Origin of the sequence: Pseudomonas sp. KSR10 (genome assembly GCF_022355455.1) — a bacterium.
Lineage (GTDB): Bacteria > Pseudomonadota > Gammaproteobacteria > Pseudomonadales > Pseudomonadaceae > Stutzerimonas > Stutzerimonas stutzeri_E.
On the sequence record NZ_JAKOEN010000023.1, the window covers coordinates 28021 to 48657 of the forward strand.

The 20637-nt window shown below is 62.5% G+C and carries 22 protein-coding genes and 1 riboswitch; of the genes, 16 read left to right on the forward strand and 6 right to left on the reverse strand.

Annotated features, from left to right (window positions below):
- Positions 1-14: 14 nt before the first annotated feature.
- The 3 genes from MCB86_RS19745 (at position 15) to nhaD (ending at position 2393) form a co-directional block, all read left to right on the forward strand.
- On the forward strand, positions 15-545 hold the full coding sequence (locus MCB86_RS19745) for a C40 family peptidase (protein ID WP_045161139.1): 531 nt from the start codon (positions 15-17) through the stop codon (positions 543-545).
- A 114-nt stretch (positions 546-659) separates the two neighbouring features.
- On the forward strand, positions 660-980 hold the full coding sequence (locus MCB86_RS19750) for a hypothetical protein (RefSeq protein ID WP_239611948.1): 321 nt from the start codon (positions 660-662) through the stop codon (positions 978-980).
- 147 nt (positions 981-1127) lie between these two features.
- Entirely contained in the window at positions 1128-2393 is a 1266-nt protein-coding gene (gene nhaD / locus MCB86_RS19755) for a sodium:proton antiporter NhaD (RefSeq protein ID WP_045161140.1), read from the forward strand.
- 52 nt (positions 2394-2445) lie between these two features.
- On the opposite strand, the gene MCB86_RS19760 is transcribed toward nhaD, so the two are convergent.
- On the reverse strand, positions 2446-3249 hold the full coding sequence (locus tag MCB86_RS19760) for a metallophosphoesterase (protein ID WP_239611949.1): 804 nt from the start codon (positions 3247-3249) through the stop codon (positions 2446-2448).
- 159 nt (positions 3250-3408) lie between these two features.
- Positions 3409-3631, forward strand: a riboswitch (cobalamin riboswitch).
- A 116-nt stretch (positions 3632-3747) separates the two neighbouring features.
- Between MCB86_RS19760 and btuB the strand changes: the two genes are divergently transcribed.
- The 12 genes from btuB to MCB86_RS19820 all read left to right on the forward strand — a co-directional run bounded on the left by btuB (position 3748) and on the right by MCB86_RS19820 (position 15146).
- Positions 3748-5619 carry a TonB-dependent vitamin B12 receptor gene (gene btuB / locus MCB86_RS19765; RefSeq protein WP_239612126.1) on the forward strand — a complete coding sequence of 624 codons (1872 nt, stop codon included), beginning with the start codon at positions 3748-3750 and terminating at the stop codon, positions 5617-5619.
- A 32-nt stretch (positions 5620-5651) separates the two neighbouring features.
- Positions 5652-6221 carry a hypothetical protein gene (locus tag MCB86_RS19770; protein ID WP_239611950.1) on the forward strand — a complete coding sequence of 190 codons (570 nt, stop codon included), beginning with the start codon at positions 5652-5654 and terminating at the stop codon, positions 6219-6221.
- Positions 6218-6829, forward strand: a complete 612-nt coding sequence (gene cobO, locus MCB86_RS19775; protein ID WP_239611951.1) for a cob(I)yrinic acid a,c-diamide adenosyltransferase — start codon at positions 6218-6220, stop codon at positions 6827-6829. Before MCB86_RS19770 ends, cobO begins: the two co-directional genes overlap by 4 nt.
- Positions 6830-6971: 142 nt before the next feature.
- Entirely contained in the window at positions 6972-8267 is a 1296-nt protein-coding gene (locus MCB86_RS19780; protein WP_239611952.1) for a cobyrinate a,c-diamide synthase, read from the forward strand.
- Positions 8264-8914: a 5,6-dimethylbenzimidazole synthase gene (gene bluB, locus MCB86_RS19785; protein ID WP_239611953.1), complete on the forward strand. Its 651-nt coding sequence runs from the start codon at positions 8264-8266 to the stop codon at positions 8912-8914. Before MCB86_RS19780 ends, bluB begins: the two co-directional genes overlap by 4 nt.
- On the forward strand, positions 8911-9822 hold the full coding sequence (gene cbiB, locus MCB86_RS19790; RefSeq protein WP_239611954.1) for an adenosylcobinamide-phosphate synthase CbiB: 912 nt from the start codon (positions 8911-8913) through the stop codon (positions 9820-9822). Before bluB ends, cbiB begins: the two co-directional genes overlap by 4 nt.
- Positions 9815-10816 carry a threonine-phosphate decarboxylase CobD gene (gene cobD / locus MCB86_RS19795; RefSeq protein ID WP_045161148.1) on the forward strand — a complete coding sequence of 334 codons (1002 nt, stop codon included), beginning with the start codon at positions 9815-9817 and terminating at the stop codon, positions 10814-10816. The genes cbiB and cobD overlap by 8 nt, the downstream gene beginning before the upstream one ends.
- A complete protein-coding gene (locus MCB86_RS19800) occupies positions 10804-12273 on the forward strand; it encodes a cobyric acid synthase (protein WP_239611955.1) in 1470 nt (489 codons plus the stop codon). The genes cobD and MCB86_RS19800 overlap by 13 nt, the downstream gene beginning before the upstream one ends.
- Complete coding sequence (gene cobU / locus MCB86_RS19805; protein ID WP_045161152.1) at positions 12270-12791, forward strand: bifunctional adenosylcobinamide kinase/adenosylcobinamide-phosphate guanylyltransferase; 522 nt, start codon at positions 12270-12272, stop codon at positions 12789-12791. The genes MCB86_RS19800 and cobU overlap by 4 nt, the downstream gene beginning before the upstream one ends.
- Entirely contained in the window at positions 12788-13840 is a 1053-nt protein-coding gene (gene cobT, locus MCB86_RS19810) for a nicotinate-nucleotide--dimethylbenzimidazole phosphoribosyltransferase (protein ID WP_275589584.1), read from the forward strand. The genes cobU and cobT overlap by 4 nt, the downstream gene beginning before the upstream one ends.
- Positions 13837-14430 (forward strand): alpha-ribazole phosphatase family protein, encoded by a 594-nt coding sequence (gene cobC, locus MCB86_RS19815; protein WP_239611956.1) that lies wholly within the window; start codon positions 13837-13839, stop codon positions 14428-14430. The genes cobT and cobC overlap by 4 nt, the downstream gene beginning before the upstream one ends.
- On the forward strand, positions 14415-15146 hold the full coding sequence (locus tag MCB86_RS19820) for an adenosylcobinamide-GDP ribazoletransferase (protein WP_239611957.1): 732 nt from the start codon (positions 14415-14417) through the stop codon (positions 15144-15146). Before cobC ends, MCB86_RS19820 begins: the two co-directional genes overlap by 16 nt.
- A gap of 5 nt (positions 15147-15151) precedes the next feature.
- Here MCB86_RS19820 and modC read toward each other — a convergent pair whose 3' ends face one another.
- From modC to MCB86_RS19840, 4 genes are read right to left on the reverse strand one after another with little or no spacing between them, the layout of a single operon-like run.
- Positions 15152-16243 (reverse strand): molybdenum ABC transporter ATP-binding protein, encoded by a 1092-nt coding sequence (gene modC, locus MCB86_RS19825; protein ID WP_239611958.1) that lies wholly within the window; start codon positions 16241-16243, stop codon positions 15152-15154.
- The gene (modB, locus tag MCB86_RS19830; protein ID WP_155397606.1) at positions 16240-16923 is read right to left on the reverse strand and encodes a molybdate ABC transporter permease subunit; all 684 of its coding nucleotides are present in this window, start codon (positions 16921-16923) and stop codon (positions 16240-16242) included. Before modB ends, modC begins: the two co-directional genes overlap by 4 nt.
- Positions 16920-17672, reverse strand: coding sequence for a molybdate ABC transporter substrate-binding protein (gene modA / locus MCB86_RS19835; protein WP_239611959.1), 753 nt, complete (start codon positions 17670-17672; stop codon positions 16920-16922). The genes modB and modA overlap by 4 nt, the downstream gene beginning before the upstream one ends.
- Before the next feature lie 9 nt (positions 17673-17681).
- Positions 17682-18494 carry a TOBE domain-containing protein gene (locus tag MCB86_RS19840; RefSeq protein WP_239611960.1) on the reverse strand — a complete coding sequence of 271 codons (813 nt, stop codon included), beginning with the start codon at positions 18492-18494 and terminating at the stop codon, positions 17682-17684.
- Positions 18495-18649: 155 nt separating this feature from the next.
- On the opposite strand from MCB86_RS19840, the gene MCB86_RS19845 reads away from it, so the two are divergent.
- Positions 18650-19189, forward strand: a complete 540-nt coding sequence (locus MCB86_RS19845; protein WP_239612128.1) for a glutathione peroxidase — start codon at positions 18650-18652, stop codon at positions 19187-19189.
- Between the two features lie 45 nt (positions 19190-19234).
- Here MCB86_RS19845 and MCB86_RS19850 read toward each other — a convergent pair whose 3' ends face one another.
- Complete coding sequence (locus MCB86_RS19850) at positions 19235-20488, reverse strand: outer membrane protein transport protein (protein WP_045161164.1); 1254 nt, start codon at positions 20486-20488, stop codon at positions 19235-19237.
- Between the last annotated feature and the right edge of the window lie 149 nt (positions 20489-20637).

Sequence of the window (20637 nt, forward strand, 5' to 3'; positions counted from 1 at the left end):
TGGACTGCTCTGCCATGCTTCTTCTGGCCCGATTTCTGACCGTACTAGTGACCGCCTTGCTGGTGACCGCCTGTTCGAGTCGTGCTCCCGTCGAGCCGGTTGCGATCATGCCGACGCCTCCTGCCCAGCAATACCCAGGTACCGCGGAAGAGGTTCTGTTCACCGCCTTGGGGCTGGTTGGCACACCTTATCGCTATGGCGGCAACACCCCTGACGGCGGTTTTGATTGCAGTGGTCTGATCGGCTATGTCTACCGAGGCGCGGCAGGAGTCGCGCTACCCCGGACCACGCGCGAGATGAACGCCATGCGTGGCCAGACCGTCAAACGCGATGCGCTCAAAGCAGGCGATCTGCTGTTCTTCGCCACCAGTGGCGGACGGCGGGTCAGCCATGCCGCGATCTACGTGGGGGAGGGGCGCTTCGTCCACGCGCCGTCAACTGGTGGAACCGTACGCCTGGACAGTCTTTCCAACCGCTATTGGCAGAACAGCTACCTCAGTGCCAAACGCGTACTCGACGGTGAGCGGCTCGCTCGCAATCCGTAACCCGTAGACGCTGGCCGGATTGAGAACCGACGAGCGGCACCGCTTTCATCGTGGCCGCCAGGGTAGCGAGCCTTAAGCACGGTTGTTTTCACGTTGCGATTCGAGTCACGTTGAATGGTGCCGATCATACGACTTCCAGACCAGCCTGAAGCCTGCGAGCTGTGCCTGCGGCTGGTGCCGTTGACCCGCCATCACCTGATTCCCAAAGCGCTGCATGGCAAAAGCTATGTCCGCAAGCGCTTCGGGCGGGAAACGCGGATCACCGCCACGCTCTGGGTCTGCCGGCCCTGCCATAACCAGATTCATCGCCTGTTCAGCGAGAAAGAGCTAGCGCTCACCTTCAACAGCCGCGACGCCTTGCTGAGCGATCCGCGCCTGCGCACCTTTGTCGATTGGTTGTCGACCAAGCCGGCCGGATTCGTACCTCGCCACTGATTCGCGGCCTCGGAATATCTGGAAATACATCGGAGTTTGACATTTGTCAGGTGTCGAATTGTCGCACTTTGGCTATGATCGGCGCCCCAACTTCTCGGGTGCGCATCCTGCGCACGAACCGTCTCCCCCTTATACGTTAGGTGCCTTATGCCTGAAATACTTCAGTACGTGCTGATCGGCCTCGCCGTGGCCGCCCTGCTCGGTGTCGTTCTGGAAGAAATAACCCATGTGAACAAAGCCAAGGTCACGCTGTTTTTCGGCACCTTGGCCTGGATGCTGCTGTTCGTATTCTCACCCGAAGGCGCCGAGCGCGATCTGGTGCTGGAAAGCCTCAACGAAAACATCGCGGAAATTGCCGGGCTCTGGATTTTTCTGGTGGCTGCGATGACCTTCGTCGCCTACCTGAACAAGAAGGGCATGATCGAGAATCTGATCTATCTGGTGTTGCCCAAGCGAATCAGTGAGCGCGCGCTGTTGTTTCTGACGGCGACATTCTGCTTCGTGTTTTCGTCACTGGCGGACAACATCACCGCGACCCTGGTATCGATCACCCTGATCATGTCGCTCAAACTCAGCGCGGAGAAGACCATCAAGTACGCCGCTCTGGTGGTATTTGCGGTCAACTCCGGTGGCGTTGCGTTGATCACCGGTGATGTCACCACCCTGATGATCTTCCTCGCCGGCAAGGTCAAAATCCTGCAACTGCTGCTGCTGGCGCTCCCGGCATTTTTGGCGGTGCTGCTGCTGGCTGCATTGCTCTCGGTCGGGATGAATGGGCAGGTGGTGGTCACCAGCCACCGAACCGATGTCCGTCGGGTCGACATCGCCATTGCGCTGATTTTCCTCGGCACCATTCTGTGCACCATCGCCGGCAACTTTTTCTTCCAGATTCCACCGGTGCTGACGTTCCTTACCGGGCTTTCGATCATGTTCCTGGTGGCGCGCTTCTTCAGTGACGACATCGAAACCGATCCGATCTTGGAGTACGTGCGCCAAGTCGAATTCGAAACCCTGTTGTTCTTCCTCGGCATTCTGCTGTTAGTCGGCATGCTCAAGGAGATCCATGTACTGGACGGGTTGGTGCGCATATACGACCAGGTCCCGGCGGTGCTGGCCAACTATCTGATGGGCGTGCTATCGGCCGCGATCGACAACGTGCCGCTGACGGCCGCGTTGCTCAAGTCCGGACTGGAAATGGGCGTAGCCGAGTGGATGGTGCTGACCTATGCGGTCGGGGTCGGCGGTTCGCTGCTGGTGATAGGGTCCGCCGCGGGGATCGTCGCGATGAGCAAGGTGCCGGGGCTGACGTTCGGCAGCTACCTCAGGTACAGCCTGTATCTATTCATCGCATTCAATCTCGGGTTTGCCGGTGTTTATCTAACGGGGCTGGCTGTGGCGGGTTCGCTCGGCTAGCAGCGTTCGTACCAGGCGCAGCAGGTGGCCGTGGAAGGTGCATCTGCTGCGGCTACCAATGCAGGTTGAAGTGCGAACCCAGCACGAAGCAGTCGTCTAGCAGATCCCAACGTTCCACACAGGCCGTCTTGCCGGTGCCGGAGCGGAGCTTCAGACGGTTGAAGGAGTTCGGTGACGTGCCGCGGACCCGTGACGACAGCGTGGTGCCGGCCTGGACCATCCAGATCTCCCGCGACAGTCCTGGGTATTGCCTGGACAACGGCAGCACGTAGGGCAAGTGAATATGCCCCCCCATTACCAGATCCAGCCCCTCGTCGGCCCACCGGTGCAAGGCGTCATCGGCGTTGTGCTGCAGATTGCTCAGATCGCTCAAGACCATGGCACCGAAGGGCTGGTGCGCGACCACGATGCGCAGCTTGTTCGGGCTGGTCTGCCTTAGCCGCTGCGTGACCACCTGCACCTGCTCATCGGTGACGAGCCCGTCTTTGTGCCGCCGCGGGTGCGTGGTGTTGAGGCCGATGATCAACACTTCGTCGTTCTCGAACGTGGGCTCGAGGTCCTCGCCGAAGTGCCGCCGGTAGTTTCGATAGGGCATCAAGAAGCGCGCAAAAACGTTATACAGCGGAATATCGTGATTGCCCGGGATCACTAACGTTTCGGCAATACCATGGCCGTGCAGACGCTGGACGAAGGCCTGTGCTGCAGCGAACTGCGAAACTCTGGCACGCTGGGTAATATCGCCCGAGAAGATCAACAGATCGGCCCCGTGCTCCTTCACATGATCTTCCATGGCTTGCACCACGCCCGGTTGCTCGGTGCCGAAGTGAGTGTCGGAGATCTGCACGATGGTCGTCATTGGCTGGCGTCTTCTCGTTGGGGCCGGTGGCGGATGGGCATTGTTGCATTCGAAGCCGTTCAGCGTCCGGCGTTCCGGTAAATCTCCAAGAAGGGTATTCAAACCTGCCGCAGAGCTACGCGCGCGCGCTTCCAGTTGCGCTGCGTGGGGCCTTGGACTAACCTCCGCGCTGCTTCAGGTGCCCCCTGGCAAAAAGCCAGAAGGGTGAAACAGGGAAGCCGGTCCATTCTTTGGAAGACTCCGGCGCTGCCCCCGCAACGGTAGGCGAGACAGGAAACCGCTCATAGCCACTGTGCCACAGGCATGGGAAGGCGCGGTTTTTCAGGGTGCCACAGGTATCCGCTCGCGAGCCCGGAGACCGGCCTGTCGCATTCCACGGCAGTGCGGCGGGCGCTGATCGGGGTGCGGCTGCCTGCACCTGCACTCCTTTCTTTGCGATCTCCGTCTGCCTTTATCGACTATTTGTCGTGCGGCGGGCACGACGGAGACCTGAACTTGATTCGCACGTCCTTTACCGCCTCTGCAGCCTGCGCGCTGCTTGGCTGTTCTTCGCTGTCTTTCTCCCAGACGCTTCAGCCGGTCAACCTCAATGAACAGGTGGTCACGGCGACCCGTACCGAACGCTCGTTCAGTCGCATCGCATCAAGCACCGTGATTAGCCGCGAAGAGATCGAGCGCAGCCAGGCGTCCAGCGTGCTCGATCTGCTGCGGGGACTTGCTGGGGTGAGCGTTTCAGCCAATGGCGGACGCGGCAAAACCTCGTCGGTGTATATCCGCGGCACTAGCAGCCAGCATTTACTGGTCCTGGTGGATGGCATCAAGGTCGGTTCGGCGACCGCTGGCGGCGCATCGCTGGAGAGCATTCCGGTGGAACAGATCGAGCGTATCGAGCTGGTGCGCGGGCCGCGTTCGAGCCTTTATGGCTCGGAGGCGGTCGGCGGTGTGATGCAGATTTTCACTCGCCAGGGCGATGGCGATGGATTCAGGCCCTATCTCTCGGTTGGCGCAGGCAGTCGCTCCAGTTTCAACGGTACGGCGGGCATTTCCGGCGGGCAAGGTGCTGGCTGGTTCAATCTTGGCGTTGCCAGCGAATCCACTGACGGCACCAATTCCCGCGCGTATCGCACCACGGCCCCTCGGGCGTACGAGGCGGATGCTGACGGCTACCGTGAGTTATCCGGCTCGCTAAGAGGCGGCTACCGGTTCGACAATGGCCTGGAACTGGATGGCAGCTGGCTGCAGGTCGAGACCCACAGCGACTACGACTCGAGAGTCTCCTCGGGCAACAGCGGCCGCTTCGCCTACAGCGACGGTGGTCAGCAGGTCGTGGGCGCCCGCGCTCGGTTCACGCCGATCGAGCCCTGGCTGGTGACCCTCCAGGGCGGGCACAGCGAAGACAACAGTGATAACCACCGCGACGGTGAATTCTTTTCACGCTTCGACACCGAGCGAGACACCTTAGGCTGGCAGAACGATTTCAGCATCACCGACGAGCAGTTGCTCACGCTTGGTTTCGACTATCAGCAGGATCGCATCGACGTGAGCGATGCCTATGCGATCGATTCGCGTGATAACAAGGGCGCCTACCTGCAGTACCAGGCCCGCTTCGGTCGACATGGCCTGCTGGCCGGTCTGCGTCGCGATGACAACGAGCAGTTCGGCAGCCACGACACCGGCAATCTGGGTTGGAGTTACGATCTTCGGGACAACCTGGTGCTCAGCGCGTCTTACGGTACCGCGTTCAAGGCGCCGACGTTCAATGACCTGTATGCGCCGGATACGGGCTTCACCGCAGGCAATCCGGACCTCACGCCCGAGGAGTCGCAAAGCTATGAATTGGGCCTGAAAGGCCAACAGCAATGGGGCGAATGGGGCCTGAACGCGTTCGAGACCCAGATCAACGATCTGATTATCTGGACCGGTAGCGACCCCATGCAGCCGCAGAATCTGGATGTCGCGCGGATCCGTGGCCTCGAAGGCAGCGTCGCGACAAACCTGCTTGGCTGGGATGTCGCTACCACTCTGACGATTCTTGACCCCCAAGACCGCAGCAAGGCCAATCACGGACATCTGCTGCCGCGCCGCGCCAAACGCGCACTTAATATCGATCTGGACCGCACGATTGGTCGCTTCGGCGTCGGTACTACCTTTTACACGACCAGTCAGCGTTACGACCGGGCAAGCAACGCCGATGCCGAGCGGCTCCCCGGCTATGCGCTGGTGGATCTGCGAGGCGAATACCGCATCGACGCGTCCTGGCGGCTACAGGCCAGGCTGACGAATCTATTCGACCGTGACTACGAAACCGCGCAGACCTATGAGCAGCCCGGTCGGGCGGTTCACTTCACGGTTCGCTATCAGGCGCTCTAACGCAGTTCCAACGACCTACAAGGAGAACGCAAATGATCAGATTGTCCCCCAGGGCCCAACTGGCCGTTGGCATCGCGCTGGTGGCGCTGATGGCTATGACCCGCGGCCAGCACTTCGCGTCGGTGAACCTGCCGAGCGCATCCTGGGCGGTGTTCTTCCTCGCCGGTGTGCTGCTCGCGCCACGCTGGGTCTTTCCGGCACTGTTCGTCGAGGCTTCGCTGCTGGATTTTGCCGCTATCGAATGGAACGGCGTAAGCAGCTATTGCCTGTCGCCGGCCTACTGGATGCTGGTGCCGGCGTACGGCTCGTTGTGGTTCGGAGGGCGCACCTACGCGCGATTGCACCGTGATCAGCTATCCAGCCTGGCGGTTCTGGCGGGGGTGGTGATGCTGAGTGCGTTTGTCTGCTACCTGTTTTCCGGTGGTGGCTTCCTGTTCTTTTCGGGTCGCTATCCCGATCCAAGTCTGGCGCAACTGGTCGAGCGCATCGGCATCTACTATCCACGTAATCTGGGCACGCTGGCGCTCTATGTCGGAACCGCCGCGGTACTGTTCAGCGGGTTGCGTGTCTGGACTGTCCAGCGTCAGGGGGCTCGTATATGACCGAGTCGAGCGAGCGCGATGAGCGCCACAAGGCACGCATGCAGCGCAAGAAGGCCGTTGTCGATGCGAAGATTGCCGAGGCCCAAGACGAGTACGGCCTGTTGTTGGTGCACAGCGGAAACGGCAAGGGCAAGAGCAGCTCCGCCTTCGGCATGGTTGCCCGCGCGCTCGGCCATGGGATCAAGGTTGGGGTGGTGCAATTCATCAAAGGCGCCGCGAGTACTGGTGAGGAAACTTTTTTTCGGCGCTTTCCTGACGAAGTTCGCTATTACGTAATGGGTGAAGGCTTTACCTGGGAAACCCAGGATCGCCAACGTGACATCGCCAAGGCACGCGAGGCCTGGACGGTGGCAGCCGAGCTGCTGGCCGATCCGGGCATTGGATTGGTAGTGCTCGACGAACTGAACATCGCCCTGAAATATGGATATCTCGACCTCGAGCCCGTGCTCGCCGATATCGAATCGCGACCGATGTTGCAGCATGTGGTGGTCACCGGACGAGGCGCGCCGCCCGGATTGATAGAAGCGGCCGACACCGTGACGGAAATGAGTCTGGTCAAACATGCCTTCAAGGCCGGGGTGAAGGCGCAGAAAGGGGTGGAGTTCTGATGCCTGCGACCCAGAGCGGCGTAGGGTGGATGACGCTTTTTTCATCCGCCATTGCCGTCGGTGGATGGGTGGAGCGTCATCCACCCTACGGTGTCGCGCCGCTGGCGACTGAACCAACGCCCGCCGGAAGCGGGGTCGCACGATGAACGCGCCGCGCCAGTGTCCGGCACTGTTGATTGCCGCACCAGCCTCGGGACAAGGCAAGACGACGGTGACTGCAGGCCTTGCCCGCTTGCACAGACGCCAGGGCAAACGCGTACGGGTATTCAAGTGCGGGCCGGATTTTCTTGATCCTATGGTCCTGGCGCATGCCAGCGGTAGCCCGGTCTACCAGCTCGATCTGTGGATGGTTGGCGTGGAGGAAAGCCGACGTTTGCTATGGGAAGCGGCGGGCGAGGCCGATCTGATCCTGATCGAAGGCGTCATGGGCCTGTTCGACGGCACGCCGTCAGCGGCTGATCTGGCGCGGCATTTCGGCATTCCGATCCTGGCGGTGGTGGATGGCTCAGCCATGGCGCAGACCTTCGGTGCGCTGGCTCACGGCCTGGCCAGCTACCAGCCGGATCTGCCGTTCGCCGGCGTTCTCGCCAATCGGGTAGGCAGTAGCCGCCACGGCGAGATTCTTCGCGATTGCCTACCGAGCCATATTGACTGGTTTGGCGCGCTACCACGCAGCGAGGCAGTCAGCTTGCCGAGCCGTCACCTTGGCTTGGTACAGGCGCAGGAACTCGCCGATCTGGACGCCCGGCTCGACGCCGCGGCCGATGCGCTGGCAGCGAGCGCCAACAGCGAATTGCCGACGCCAGTGACCTTTCCACCGTCGCAGACGGAGGCGTTGCCTACGTTGTTGCAGGACGTGCGCATCGGTGTGGCGCGCGATGCCGCTTTCGCCTTCATCTATCAGGCCAATCTGGATTTGCTCGAGGCGCTCGGTGCCGAGCTGCTGTACTTCTCCCCGCTGCATGATGCCCGCTTGCCCGCGGTGGATAGTCTGTACCTGCCGGGCGGCTATCCCGAGCTGCATCCGCGTGCGTTGGCAGGCAATCGGGCGATGGCTGACGCGATCCGCGCGCATCATCAAGCCGGCAAACCGCTGCTGGCCGAATGCGGCGGCATGCTCTATCTGCTCGACGGGCTGACCGATCAGGCGGGCGGGCGCGAAGCAATGCTGGGTCTGTTGTCCGGTGAAGCCAAAATGCAGAAGCGCCTCGCGGCGCTGGCGCTGCAGGCGGTAGAACTGCCGGAAGGGTGCGTGCGTGGTCATACGTTCCATCATTCATCGCTGGATTCGAAGCTGCAGCCCCTAGCGTGCGGCGAATGCCCGAACTACAGACGCACGGCCGAGATAGTCTATCGAGAGGGCCGCCTGACCGCTTCCTACATTCATTTCTATCTGCCTTCCGCTCCCGAGGCAGCTGCAGCGCTGTTCAAGCCATGAACGACCATGCCTTCACCGAGGCGCAGCGCCTCGGCGTCTACCGCGCGATTGCCGAACGCCGCGACATGCGTCATTTCATCGGCGGTGAGGTAGCGCCGGAGCTGCTCGCTCGCCTGCTCGAAGCCGCACATCAGGCACCCAGTGTCGGCCTGATGCAGCCATGGCGTTTCGTCCGTATCACCCGGCGCGACTTGCGTACTGCCATCGCCGAGCAGGTCGAGCATGAGCGTGGGCTGACAGCCGACGCGCTGGGCGAGCGCGGCCGTGAATTCATGCAGTTGAAGGTCGAAGGGATTCAAGCGTGTGCCGAGTTGCTGGTGGTCGCGCTGATGGAAGGGCGCGAGGAGCATGTATTCGGTCGACGCACCATGCCGGAGATGGACTTGGCTTCGGCCGCTTGTGCCATTCAGAACCTGTGGCTCGCCTCGCGCGCCGAAGGGCTGGGGATGGGCTGGGTATCGCTGTTCGAGCCGCAAGCACTGGCGGCGCTGTTGCAGATGCCGGCGGGTGCCCAACCGGTTGCGGTGATCTGCCTGGGGCCGGTCGCCGAATTCTACCCGGCCCCGATGCTGGCGTTGGAAGGCTGGGCCCAGCCGCGACCGCTGGAGGAACTGGTGTTTCACAACGGCTGGGAGTGCCGGGAGTGAGCGTGGCCCTGAGCTGCCTCGTGGGGGTCGGTCTGGATGCGATGTTCGGCGAACCTCGTCGCGGCCATCCTCTGGTGGCGTTCGGGCGATTGGCGGAGCGTCTGGAGCTGCACTTCAACGGCCCGGACGGGCGCGGCTGGCGTAGTCATGGCGTCACCGCCTGGTGCATGGCGGTGCTGCCGCTGACGGTCATTGCCTGGTTGTTGAGCCTGTTGCCGGGCATTGGCGGGTGGCTGGGAATCGCACTGCTGTACGTCGCGCTGGGGCTTCGCAGCCTCGGCGAACACGTGCTGCCGGTGGCAAGCGCATTGCGCAGCGGCAATCTGATCGAGGCGCGGCGACGCGTTGGCTTCATCGTCAGTCGAGACACGTCTGAGCTGGACGCGCACGGCGTGGCCCGCGCCGCGACGGAGTCAGCGCTGGAAAACGGCAGCGACGCGGTGTTCGCCGCGCTGTTCTGGTTCGCCATCGCCGGCGCGCCGGGCGTCGTGTTGTATCGCCTGAGCAATACCCTGGATGCGATGTGGGGCTATCGCAATGCGCGATTCGAGCGCTTCGGCTGGGCGGCCGCGCGAATCGACGATGCGCTGAATTTCGTTCCTGCTCGGCTGGTGGCCCTGACTTATGCGTTGCTTGGACGCACGCGCCTTTCCCTTCGCTGCTGGTGGCGCCAGGCGCCGCTTTGGGACAGCCCCAACGCCGGTCCGGTCATGGCCGCTGGTGCGGGTGCATTGGGCGTCACGCTGGGCGGTCCGGCGCTCTATCACGGCGCGCTGCACGAGCGGCCCACGCTCGGCGAGGGTGAAGCACCCGGTGCGCGCGATATCGAGCGGGCGCTGGATATGGTCTGGGCCGGCGTGGGCGTCTGGCTGCTGGTGCTTTTATTGGGGGATTGGCTGGATGCTTGAACATGGCGGTCGATTACGTGCGGCAGCGCGTGAGTTCGGTGTCCCGCTGTCGGATTGGCTCGACCTGTCCACCGGGATTGCACCCTATGGCTTCGATTTACCCGACATCCCGGCGGACGTCTGGGTGCGGCTGCCCGAAACCGACGATGCACTGGAATCCGCCGCGCGAGATTACTACCACGCCGAATCGCTGTTGCCGGTCGCCGGATCGCAGGCGGCGATCCAGGTGTTGCCGCGCCTGCGTCGTCAATCGCAGGTCGGGATCATTTCGCCCTGCTATGGCGAGCACGCCGAGGCCTGGCGCCGCGGCGGGCATCGTCTGGTCGAATTCAGCGAAGGAGGCGTACCGCGCGCGCTCGATCAACTCGATGTGCTGGTGGTGGTCAATCCGAACAATCCGACCGGGCGGCTGTTGTCACCAGCTCAACTGCTCGACTGGCACGCACAGCTGGCTGCGCGCGGCGGCTGGCTGATCGTCGACGAAGCGTTCATCGACCCGACTCCGGCGCAAAGCCTGGCCATGCACAGTCATCTGCCAGGGCTGATCGTGCTGCGTTCATTCGGCAAGTTCTTCGCCATGGCGGGCGCGCGGCTCGGTTTTGTGCTGGCTGAAGACGAACTGCTCGGTCAGCTCGGAGATACCTTGGGCCCGTGGCCGATAGCGGGACCTTCTCGGTTCATGGGTATCTCGCTGTTGACGGATTGTCGCGGCCAACGCCTGCAACGCGAACGCCTGCAGGCCGATGCCGAGCGCCTGGCGCAGCTGCTGACGGCCCACGCTCTGCCTCCGACTGGCGGTTGCGGGCTGTTTCAATGGGTGGCTACGGAGGCGTCGAACCGGCTCTACGAGTTCTTCGCCAAGCAGGGCATTCTCGTGCGTCGCTACCGCTATCCGTCGAGCCTGCGTTTTGGATTACCAGGGGACGAGTTGGGCTGGGCTCGCCTTGCGGATGCGCTGGCCACGTCCAGGGAGATCAATGCATGGGCACCTTGATGGTTCAGGGCACCACATCCGATGCGGGCAAGAGCACGCTGGTGACCGCATTGTGCCGTTGGCTGCGGCGCCAGGGCGTAACGGTCGTGCCGTTCAAACCGCAGAATATGGCGCTCAACAGCGCGGTGACCACCGATGGCGGCGAGATCGGCCGGGCCCAGGCGGTGCAGGCGCAGGCCGCCGGGTTGCCGCCGCACACCGACATGAATCCGATTCTGCTCAAGCCCAACAGCGATATCGGGGCGCAGGTGATCATTCACGGGCGGGCCGTCAGCAACATGGATGCGGCGGCTTACCATGACTACAAGCGTGTGGCGATGACGGCGGTGCTCGACTCTCATCAACGCCTGAGCATGGCTTATGACGTGGTGATGGTCGAAGGCGCCGGCTCGCCTGCCGAGATCAATTTGCGCGCCAACGATATCGCCAACATGGGCTTCGCCGAGGCAGTGGATTGCCCGGTGATCCTCATTGCCGATATCGATAAGGGCGGGGTCTTCGCCCACCTGGTCGGTACGTTGGAATTGCTCAGCCCGAGCGAGCAGGCGCGGGTTAAAGGGTTCGTGATCAACCGCTTTCGTGGTGATATCGCCCTGCTGCAACCCGGCCTGGACTGGCTGGAGCGGCGCACGGGCAAGCCGGTTCTCGGTGTGCTGCCCTATCTGATGGATTTCCATCTCGAAGCCGAAGATGCGATCGACGTGCGCCAGTCGGCTAAGGGCGAGCAGACGCTCAAGGTCGTGGTGCCGGTGCTGCCGCGTATCAGCAATCATACGGACTTCGACCCGCTGCGCTTGCACCCTCAGGTCGATTTGCATTTCGTTGGCCCCGGGCAGGCCGTTCCAGCTGCCGATCTAATCATCCTTCCGGGCTCGAAAAGCGTGCGCGCCGATCTCATCTGGCTGCGTGAAAACGGCTGGGAACAGGCAATTGCACGGCATTTGCGCTACGGCGGCAAGCTGCTGGGCATTTGCGGCGGGCTGCAGATGCTCGGTGAGCGGATCGCCGATCCGCTCGGCTTGGAAGGTGCGCCGGGGTTGGCTCAGGGACTCGGTCTGCTCGAATTGTCTACAACGCTCATGGCCGGCAAGCAGCTGCGCAATGTTCGCGGGCGCTTGGTCGTGGGCGACGTTAAAGTCAGTGGCTATGAAATCCATGCGGGTGTCAGCACGGGACCGGCACTTGAGGGTGCCGCGGTGCGCCTCGACGATGGCCGATGCGACGGTGCTATCAGTGAGGATGGGCAAGTGCTCGGCACCTATCTGCACGGGTTGTTCGAATCACCTGATGCCTGCCAGGCGCTGCTGCGCTGGGCTGGTTTAGAGAACGTTCAACGGGTCGATTACCAAGCTTTGCGTGAGCGCGACATCGAACGTCTCGCCGATCTGGTCGAGGCGCACCTGGACGCGGTGCGCCTTCTCGCGCTTTGCGGGCTGGCAGCGGGGAAGGCGGAATGATCGAACTCATTCTTGGCGGTGCCCGTTCCGGCAAGAGTCGTCTGGCCGAGCGCCTCGCCAGCGATAGCGGCCTGGCCGTCACCTATATCGCTACCAGCCAGCCATTGGACGGCGAGATGAGCGAACGCATCGCCCATCACCGCGCCCGCCGTCCGTGCGAATGGATGCTAGTGGAAGAGCCACTGGCGCTGGCCCGCGTGCTACGCGAACACGCCCGCGATGATCGCTGCCTGCTGGTCGATTGCTTGACGCTGTGGCTGACCAACCTGCTGATGCTGGGCGATCCGGATCGCCTGCCCGAAGAGCGCGATGCATTGCTCGCCTGCCTGGTCGAGCTGCCAGGACGAGTGTTGCTGGTAAGCAACGAAACCGGCCTGGGTGTGGTGCCGTTGGGCGAACTGAGCCGGCGTTACGTCGACGAGGCCGGCTGGCTTCACCAGGCGCTGGCCGAGCGCTGTGAACGGGTGGTGTTTACCGTGGCGGGTTTGCCAATGGTTCTGAAAGGAGAGGCGATTTGAACCGGTATTGGTGGGAACAAGCGTGTCGAGTGCCGAATGAAACGGCTCGACAAGCGGCACGTCTGCGTAATGCTCAACTGACCAAACCGAGTGGCGCGCTGGGGTGCATCGAAGCTGTGATCCCACGGCTGGCGGCATTGCAGGGCCGCGAGCGGCCGTCGCTCGAGCACGTATGGATTGCTGTTTTTGCTGGTGATCATGGTGTGGCAGAAGAGGGTGTTTCGGCGTTTCCGCAATCGGTCACCGGCCAGATGCTGGCCAATTTCGTCAATGGCGGCGCTGCGATCGGCGTGCTCGCCCGTCAGCTCGGGGCGACATTGGAGGTGATCGACCTGGGAACTGCGGGCGCGCTGCCTCCCTTGCCGAGTGTGCGTCACCTGGCGCTGGGGCCCGGCACGCGGAATTTCACCCAGGGTGCCGCCATGGACTTCGAGGTCTGCCAGCGCGCCTTGCGAGCCGGGCGTGACAGCGTAGAACGGGCGCGCGAGCAGCGGACCGAGCTGTTCATTGGCGGTGAGATGGGCATCGGTAATACCACCACTGCGGCGGCGCTGGCCTGCGCCTTGCTGGGGTGTTCGCCGCACGACCTGGCAGGCCCCGGGACCGGGTTGGATGCCACGGGCGTCGCGCACAAATCAGCCGTCATCGAGCGTGCGCTGGCGCTCCATGCGGGCGCACACGATACACTCAGCTGGATGCAGCGGCTCGGCGGGTTCGAACTCGCCGCGCTCACCGGCGCCTATATCGCCTGCGCTCAGTTGGGCATCGTGACGCTGGTCGATGGTTTCATCTGCGGCGTCGCGGCGCTCTGCGCGATCCGTCTGAATCCGGCCTGCCGTGACTGGCTGTTGTTCGCCCATTGCTCGGCCGAACCCGGCCACCGAACCGTGCTGCAAGCGCTCGAGGCCGAACCGCTGCTCGATCTCGGCCTGCGTCTGGGTGAAGGCAGCGGGGCGGCTTTGGCGGTGCCGCTGTTACGTTTGGCCTGCGCACTGCACGATGGCATGGCCACGTTCGACGAAGCAGCTGTCGCGGCGAAGCTCGGATGAGCGTGCAGCTGGACATGTTGCGCCATGGCGAGACGTTATCTGCGGCCGGCTTTCGCGGACGCCTGGACGACGAGCTCAGCGTTGCGGGCTGGCAGCAGCTGCGTGCGGCCGTCGCCCAGGGCGCGCCCTGGCAACGTATCGTCAGCTCGCCGTTGCGTCGCTGTAAGGGCTTCGCCGCCGAACTTGCCGAGCAAAGAGGGCTGCCGCTCGAACTGGAGCCGGGCCTGCGCGAGCTGGACTTCGGGGAATGGGAGGGCCGTACCGCCGCCGAGCTGATGGTGAATCAAAGCGATGATCTGGGGCGATTCTGGCGCGATCCTTATGGTTTCACGCCGCCGGGCGCAGAGCCGCTCATTGAGTTCGAAACCCGCATTCTGGCCGCCATCGAGCGCATCACAGAGCGATGCGCGAGCGAACGGGTTTTGTTGATCACCCATGCGGGCGTGATGCGCCTGTTGCTGGCCCGCGCCCGTGGTCTCCCGCGTGAACGGCTATTGGAGGTCGAGGTGGGACATGGTGCGTTATTCGGGCTGAGAACCGGCTTCGCCGACGCCGCGCTTTGGTTGGAAGAACGATGCAACCCTTCCTGATCGCCCTGCAGTTCCTCACCTGTCTGCCCGTACAGCTGAGTGGCAAGCCCGAGCCGCACCAGGTCGGCAAGTCGCTCCTGTATTACCCGCTGGTGGGCCTGCTGATGGGCGGCGTGCTCGGGTTGCTCAGTCTGTTGCTGGAGGGTGCTGCGCCACCTTTGCAAGCTGCGTTAGTGCTGGTCGCGTGGATCGGGCTGACCGGTGCGTTGCACCTCGACGGGCTGGCCGACAGCGCCGATGCCTGGCTGGGAGGCTTCGGTGATCGCGATCGTACCTTGGCGATCATGAAAGACCCGCGCAGCGGGCCGGTTGCAGTGGTTGTGCTGGTGGCAGTGCTACTGCTCAAGTTCGTCGCGCTCTGGACCCTGCTCGACGAGGGCAAACATCTGGCGCTGTTGCTTGCGCCGTTGGTGGGGCGGAGTGCGTTGCTTGGGTTGTTTCTGACGACGCCCTACGTACGCCCTGGCGGTCTCGGCCAAGCGCTGGCCGAGCACCTGCCACGCGCCGCCGTTCGCAGGGTTCTGGTCATGGTTGCCTTGCTGTGCCTGGTATCGGGGCAGAGCGGTTGGCTGGCCCTGGCCGTGGCGGTCGGCGTCGGCGCGTTGGCTCGGCAGGCCATGTGCCATCGTATTGGCGGCACCACCGGAGACACCGCAGGCGCGTTGCTCGAACTGGCGGAATGCGCGGTGCTGGTCGCGTTGGCGCTTCAGGCTTGATGACGTCAGCCAAGCAGTGCGACCGTCTTGATCTGGGCCCACAGGGTCTTGCCTGTGCGGACGTCTAGCTGATCGGCCGAGCGGCGGCTGATACGCGCCAGCAATGGCGTGCCCTGGGCATTCAATCGCACCAGCACGTGGGCGGGCGTGTCGGCTGCAACGACCTGCTCCACGCAAGCTGGCAGCAGATTGCTGATACTGGTGCCTTCGGCTTTCGCCAAGGCCAGGCTGACATCCCGGGCATGAACGCGAAAACGCAGACGTTGCCCGATCGCTTCTTCGCGCCTGGCCACCAGCACGTCGCCGCCTTGGAAGACCAGACGCGTCAGGTGATAGGCCGCGTCGTGTTCGGCGACGACCGAGTCGATCACCACCCCGGCGTCTTCGCCGAACGCCGTCGGTAGATCGAGGCGAGCCAGTGTCTCGCGCAGATCGCCTTGAGCCATTACGCGCCCTTCATCGAGCAACACCAGATAGTCGGCCAGTCGAGCGACTTCGTCTGGCGAGTGGCTGACGTAGATGACGGGGATTTCCAGCTCGTCGTGCAGGCGTTCGAGGTAGGGCAGGATTTCCTGCTTGCGCTTGAGATCCAGGGCTGCCAACGGTTCGTCCATCAATAGCAACCGCGGACTGGTCAATAGCGCGCGGGCGATGCCGACACGCTGGCGTTCGCCACCGGACAGGCGTTCCGGCATCCGTTCCAGCAGATGGCCAATGCCGAGCAGCTCCACCGCCAGGTCCCAGGCGACGCGTCGCTGCCGGGCTGCGACGCGCTTCATGCCGAACTCGAGGTTGCCTCTGACCGTCAGGTGCGCAAAGAGGTTGTCATCCTGAAAGACGTAACCGAGCGCACGTTGGTGGGGCGGAACGAAGAGGCGGCTTGTGGAGTCCTGCCAGCACTCGCCGTTGATTTCGAGGCGGCCAATGCCGGCACGCTCCAGTCCGGCGATGCAGCGCAGGCAACTGGTCTTGCCGGAACCCGAGTGACCGAACAGCGCGGTGACGCCGCGCCCTGGCAGGCGCAGATCGACATCCAAGGTGAAATCGGGGTGGTCCAGACGTAGGCTGGCGTGGATACCGCTTTGCCTGGTGGTCATCCGCGCCATCCTTGTCTGAGGCGGCTGCTGTAAAGAATCAGCAGCACGAGGAATGAGAACAGTAGCATCCCGCCCGCCAGCCAGTGCGCCTGGGTGTATTCCATCGCCTCCACATGATCGTAGATCTGCACCGATACCACGCGGGTTCGTTCTGGGATGTTGCCGCCGATCATCAACACCACGCCGAATTCACCGACGGTATGGGCGAAGCCGAGAATACTGGCCGTGATGAATCCAGGCCTGGCGAGCGGCAGGACGACACTGAAAAAGCAGTCCAGCGGACTCGCACGCAAGGTGGCCGCGGCTTCCAGAGGTCGATCGCCGATCGCCTCGAAGGCATTCTGCAGCGGCTGTACGACAAACGGCATGGAATAGAAGAGCGAGCCCACCACCAGGCCCGCGAAGCTGAAGGGCAGGGTGCCAAGACCGAGAAACAGCGTCAGCTGCCCGACCGGACCGTTGGGGCCCATGGCGGTCAGCAGGTAGAAGCCCAACACGCTGGGTGGCAGGACCAGCGGCAGCGCGACCACCGCACCAATCGGGCCCTTCAGTCGCGAGCGGGTGCGCGCCAGCCACCAGGCGATCGGCGTACCGATCAATAGCAGGAGTACGGTGGTCGTGCTGGCGAGTTTGAGCGTCAGCCAGATTGCCGACAGGCTGGCCTCATCCAGGACGATCATTCCGAGCTATAGCCATAAGCCTCGATTACCTCGCTCGCCTTAGCGCTTCTGAGGTAGTCGAGCAGCGCTTGTGCCGCCGGATTGCCGCGGCCTTTGCTCAGCAGCAAGGCGTCCTGACGGATCGGTGGATGGTACTCGGCAGGGACGATCCAGGCCGAGCCTTGGCGAATCTTGCCGTCGCTGATGACCTGCGAGAGAGCGACGAAGCCGAGCTCGGCGTTGCCGGTGGCGATGAACTGGTGCGTCTGGGCGATATTCTCGCCCTGTACCAGCTTGCCCTGGAGCGACTCGGCCAAGCCGAGCTTCGTCAGCGTGGCCATGGCGGCGGCGCCGTAGGGTGCGGTTTTCGGGTTGGCGATGGCCAGGTGGCGGAACGGTCGTTGGGTCAGCGTCGTGGCATCGTCGAGATAGCCGTCTTTGGCCGACCAGAGCACCAGCGTACCGATGGCATAGGTGAAGCGGCTTCCCGTTACGCCCAGAGCTTCTGCTTCCAGCTTGGTCGGCACCACGTCATCTGCCGCCAGCAGCACGTCGAAAGGCGCACCGTTGCGAATCTGCGCATAAAACTTTCCAGTCGAACCAAAAGCGAGCAGGGCTTTGTGACCGGTTTCTTGCTCGAACCGCTCGGCGATACTCTGCATCGGCGCGGTGAAATTAGACGCCACCGCGACTTGGACCTCATCGGCGTGGCCGGCCATCGGCAACGCTGCCGCTAACAGCGCAACGATGATTCCGCGGACGTTCTCCATTGTCTCTCCTCAATCGACTGCGATGATGACGTGCGAAGCCTTGATCAGCGCGGTACAGGGCTGTCCGACCGCCAATCCGAGCGCTTCGGCGCTTTCATTGGTGATCACTGCGCCCAGCGTGCGATCTCCGGGCAGCCGCAGCTTGACGTCACAGTTCACCGCGCCGGGCGTCAGGCCGCTAATGGTGCCGCTCAGCCGGTTGCGTGCGCTGATCTTCACGGCGGGGTCAGGTGATAGCAGCACGAAGCTGGCCTTGATCAACGCCATTGCGGTCTTGCCGTGAGCCAGCTGGAGCTCGTCGATACTGTCGTTGGTCAGGGTGGCGGTGATCGACTGGCCGTCACCGATATCAAGGCTCAGGCTGCCGTTCACCGCGCCTTTTTCCACATGGGTGATGCGGCCTCGAAACTGGTTGCGTGCGCTGGTTTTCATGGCGATAGCCCTGAGTAGCTTGTCGATGTCCTCGAACCCTTCGATGCCTTGCGCCACATGCGCGAGGAAACGTTCATATTCGTACTGCATGCGTTGCCAGACGTGGAGCATCTCGCGGCCGAAGTCGGTTAGCTGGGTACCCCCGCCTTTGGCGCCGCCGGCTGCCCGCGTCACCAGCGGGCGCTCCGATAAATTGTTCATGGCATCCACCGCGTCCCAGGCCGCCTTGTAGCTGAGGCCGATGGCCTTGGCTGCGCGAGTAATGGAGCCCGTTGCCTCGATCTGTTGGAGCAGCTCGATGCGTTTGCCTCCGAGATAGCCTTTCTCGCCGCGGTTGAACCAGAGTTGCCCATCGATGCGTAGCGGCTCGAAGTCTCTCGGATCGCTCATGTTTGGCTCCTGTCAGTCGCGGCTATTCTGACAAGCGTTATATAAATTTGTATATAGCGTCGTCGAGAATGCTGTGGCCTGACAGGCCAGGCGTTGCTGGCTTGCTGTCGCGGGAGTAGCGTGGGCGAGATCCCGTCTGGAGATTTCCAATGAGAATGCATCTGTATGCCGCCTCGCTCGCCTTGGCGCTGCTGGCCGGCCCGGTAGCCGCTCAAGAATGCCCGGCCTTGCTGCAACATGAACTGCCGAAGCTGCGCTCGAAAGAAACCATTGATTTATGCCAGTTCAACGGCCAGGCACTGGTGGTGGTGAACACCGCCAGCTTCTGTGGCTTCGCCCCGCAGTTCAAAGGGCTGGAGGCGCTATACCAGCGTTACAAGGATCACGGGCTGGTGGTGCTGGGCGTGCCGTCCGACGACTTCTTTCAAGAATCTGACGATGCCGCGGAGACAGCAAAGGTTTGCTACGTCGACTACGGCGTGACCTTTCCAATGGCGCAAACGCAACCGGTCAGAGGCAGCGATGCGACACCGCTGTTCAAGGAATTGGCCAAACAGGCCGGTGGGGCGCCGCGCTGGAATTTTTACAAGTACGTGGTCGACCGTGACGGCCATGTCGTCGATTATTTTTCCAGCAAGGTCGAGCCGGACGATCCGAAGCTGATCGCGGCAATTGAAAAGGCGCTGGGCAAGTAGCGAGCGAGAAAGGTGGCCCCGACCGAGCGGTCGGGGCGGGGTGCATCAGAAGCGGTAAGTCATGGCAGCGCCGAAACCATGGGCGCTGTTTTCGTAGGTGGCGTTGTATGACGCTTGGCGGATCTTGGCGTCTTCTTCCCATAGATAGGAGTAGGCCAGGTCAACAGTCACATCATCGCTCGGATTCCAGGCCAGACCAAAACTTACTGCGGTCCGATCACCCGTTGGGATACGTGGCGAGCGATGCGTGTTGTTGGTAGGGCTCTGATCGAAGGCCAAGCCTGTGCGCAGGGTCCATTGCTTGTTCAGCTTGTAGGCGGCACCCAGCGCATAAGACCAGGTGTCGTGCCAGTCCTGCTCTTCTTCGATGGTGCCGAAGCTGGCCGATGCCGGGCCAGGCGCAACACCCTCGTTCTCCACCATGATCGTCTCAAGGCGGCTCCAGCGAGTCAGCATGGCTCCGCCGTAGATGGTCCACTGATCGTTCAGCTCATGGGTAAGCGAGAAATCGATGGATTCAGGCGTTTCCAGATCTAGGGATGCATCGTATTTGCCATAGGCGCCGACAAAACCCAGAGCCGGGTCGTTGCCTGACACGCGGGTGTCACCTTCCAGTGTGTAATCGACCTTGGAGTGGTAGGTAACGCCTGCGCGGGTACGGGGGCTGAATTCGTACAGCACACCAACATTGAAGCCCAGCGCCGTATCGTCGCCTTTGATTTTCACTCGGCTGTCGCTTGTGCCGAGCACCGGCGGCACGGCGCTTTCCAGTTGCCCATCGATTCGGTTGATCGTCGGGCCAAAGCCGACCGACAACTTTTCATTGAAGCGATAGCTGACGGTAGGCTGCACAGTGATGACACGAACTTCGCTGTAATCGCCATGGTAGCGACCGGAGAATCCGCTTTCGTAGTCCGTGATCAGGCCGAATGGGACATAGATGCCGACACCGACGGCCCATTTGTCATCCAGTGGATTGACGTAGTAACCCATCGGAACGGCAGTGACCGGAACCATGTCGCCGTCGTTGCTGCCTGGTGCGCCACTGGCGTTTTTGATATCAGTCTTGGCATTGATGGCCGCCATCCCAAAGCTGACTTCTTCACGCTTGAGGCGGGACATGCCGGCTGGATTGCCGAACAGGGTGGTGGCGTCATCGGCAGAAGAGGAGCGGCCCGCGAACGAGGTGCCCATGCCGCTGATGCTTTGCTCGTTAAGGGCGAAGCCGGCAGCCATGGCCTGAGTGGAAAGGGCGCCTACAGCTACGGCAATGGCGGTCTTCAACCAAGTTGTTCTCATTGTTGTACTCCAGGGGGAAAAAGCGGCTCGGACCCTATCAAGCTTCTATGATTCGTCGCAAAGGAAAGAGTGCAATTTTTCGTAAAGAACGACGATCGGCGCCGATAAATGGTCGAATAGCCGATAAAACCGTATGGACGTACTTTGAC